This is a genomic window from Arthrobacter sp. SPT-J7 (assembly GCF_059089965.1).
The window spans coordinates 1-2,424 of sequence record NZ_JBNHFF010000348.1 but is presented as its reverse complement, the minus strand read 5'-3'; the positions used below and the strand labels follow the sequence as shown (position 1 = coordinate 2,424).

The window sequence follows — 2,424 nt, the reverse complement described above, 5'->3', positions numbered from 1 at the left end:
GAGCCTCCCCACCGCTACAGGCTAAACCCCCGGAATCCCCGAGATTTCGGGGGTTTTTCCGTCTGAACCAGCCGTCAGTTGCTTCGCTCTTTCTCCTTCGTCTCCGTCAATTCCGTGGAGTTCCACGGACGATGGATGATTTGAGGATGTTTTCTGGGTTGGCCTGTTGCCGCCGCCTTGGTCTGCAAAAGTCGGCACGAGATGCCCCCAAAGGAGCAGGATGACCCTGCGGGCGTGCTTCGCCTTTTAACGGACACTCCGCGACCGGGCGGGCAGGCAGGTCTTCCAGGAGCCAAGAGGGCCCTGGAGGCCCATACAGAGGCGGAGGCGCACGTGGCCATCGACGTGCTAGCTCGGCTGCCACCCGCTACGTGGCCGGTTCTTGTGTCGTTCCATACGATGGAGCCCCCAGCTCAACGTCTATCGGCCGCTGTACTGACTTCATTAGCTTGCAGATGTCACCCAAGGTCCGCACGGCGCGGAATGCCTCGAAGCCGATAGGGGACTTTCCTGCCCAGCCGCAGGCGCTTGGCCCGCCGTGTAAATGAGTCGGCAAGTACTTCTCGCTGGCTATCGCCGGCCGGCCATCGGGTGCGGGCCGCGGAGTAGACTCGGCCGAAACGACCAGGGTCGGGGGACTCACGGGAATGTCAGCAGCGCCGTCACCGGCCGCGGCCGGCTACAACAGGATGGCCGTCGTGTCAGCGCTCTGCGCCGTCGTTGCGGTGGCCGGTTTCGTCTTCGCGGGCCTCACCGTCCTGGCAGTCTTCGCCGTCGGCGCCGGGCATGTCGCGCTTAACCAGATCAACCTCAATGGTGGCCAGGGCTGGCAGCTCGCACGGGCTTCACTCGCCGTCGGGTACGCCATCGCGATCTTCGGTCTGCTCTTTTCCGTGATGGTTGTGTTCAGCGCCGTGCCCACCCTGTAGCTTGCTCCTATGAGGCCCATCATCCTGCTCGACGTCGACGGAGTGCTCAACCCGAAGGTCCGCCGCGGGGACGGCGACAGCACGGCGCAGCTCTCCGATTTGAAGATTGCGCTGGTGCGGCGGCTCGCGACCAAAGGCCGGATCGCCTGGGTTTCCACCTCCCCTCCGGACGTCGTGGCAGGGCTGGAGGAGCAGCTGGAGCTCGAGGTCGAGCCGTTGCGTGTGACGCTGGCGATGCGGGAGAGCGACGTTGATGAGCCGACGCCGAAGCTGCGGTCAGTAGCCAGGTGGCTGGAGCGGATGGATGCATCCGGTGAGGCGGACTGGGACTCGGTCGTGTGGATCGATGACGTGCTCGGCTCGGACGTGCGCGAGTGGGCCCATCACTACGGGAAGCCTGTCCTCCTGGAGAAACCAGTGCCCGATGAAGGTCTGACCGAGGCGCACGTCGTAGCGGTCCAGGTGTTCATTGATGCCGACGGGGGTCGAGGGTCCGACCCCTCCGGCGGGTAAGCTACCCGGCGCCGGCAGAACTGAGGAACTCCTCCAGGGTGATGCCACGGGAGAAGATGTCGAAGGCTGCCCCGACGCCGACGCCGACGCCGACGTCCATCGCCCATCCGGTCTGGTGTCCGGAGGCGGGCGGAGCGCGCTGAGGCTTCGACGGCGACAACGACATCGACAGGCAGCACGACGAGCTCCACTACAAGCGGGTCCGCAGCGCCCCGGAAATGTCCGCATGGCCCCGGGGCAAAGACCAAGGCTAGGTTGAACACTGCCGGCGGCCGGCTAGGGCTGACCTGCGGGGATGAAACCTTCTTGCTTCAGGGTTTAGCCTTCACCCAGCATGAAGACGATCGTAGGGGTGGTGACCGGGCTGCCGCAGGGGTTCAAAAGTCTTCCTTCGTCCACACCAAGTCGTTCTCCTGCCGGTTCTCCTGCTGGGGAAAAGCCTCCGTTCGGCAGCGGAGCATAGTGTTCTGAAACGGCCACAGAGGGGTGCAGGGGCCGCGGACGTATGGCTACTACACAGGTCCCGGACCCCACACGGTTTCGGGAGCGATCGGTGCCACCGCGCAAGGAACGGCGTTCGGTTCCGTACTTGGTGGTGGGGGAAGCATCGCAGGCAACTATGTTGCCCGCGGCTTGATGCGGCCATTGACCCAAAATGCATCCTCATCGTCTGTGGCGATAGGGAGGTGGATGAATGGACGTGTCATTTCTTACGCCGATGCCAACGGACTCGGCTATTACAAGGGCACCCCCGGTTGGATCCATAAGCCCATGGAAGCCCTGGTTCAACGCGCAGACGAGAACTCCATTGCGCGTAAAGTCGTTGACGGCGCGATGAACACCGTTGATGCGACTTTCAACAGAGCTCGGATCAACACACAGGTAAACTCCAGGAAGAGAATCTTAGACATAGGCGTGGATCTCGATTCACCCTTCTATCAAATCGAGCGACACGCGGTCAGCGGATACCGGATATACGCAG

Annotated in this window: 3 protein-coding genes; all 3 read left to right on the top strand. The window is 63.0% G+C overall.

Features of this window, described 5'->3' with window-relative positions:
• The first annotated feature begins 647 nt into the window (after window positions 1–647).
• The gene (locus AC5RWX_RS32465) at window positions 648–929 is read left to right on the top strand and encodes a hypothetical protein (RefSeq protein ID WP_494100286.1); all 282 of its coding nucleotides are present in this window, start codon (window positions 648–650) and stop codon (window positions 927–929) included.
• Window positions 930–938: 9 nt separating this feature from the next.
• A complete protein-coding gene (locus AC5RWX_RS32460) occupies window positions 939–1,442 on the top strand; it encodes an HAD domain-containing protein (RefSeq protein WP_494100285.1) in 504 nt (167 codons plus the stop codon).
• 690 nt (window positions 1,443–2,132) lie between these two features.
• Window positions 2,133–2,424, top strand: a 292-nt coding sequence (locus AC5RWX_RS32455) for a hypothetical protein (RefSeq protein ID WP_494100284.1), incomplete at its 3' end; no start/stop codon positions are given.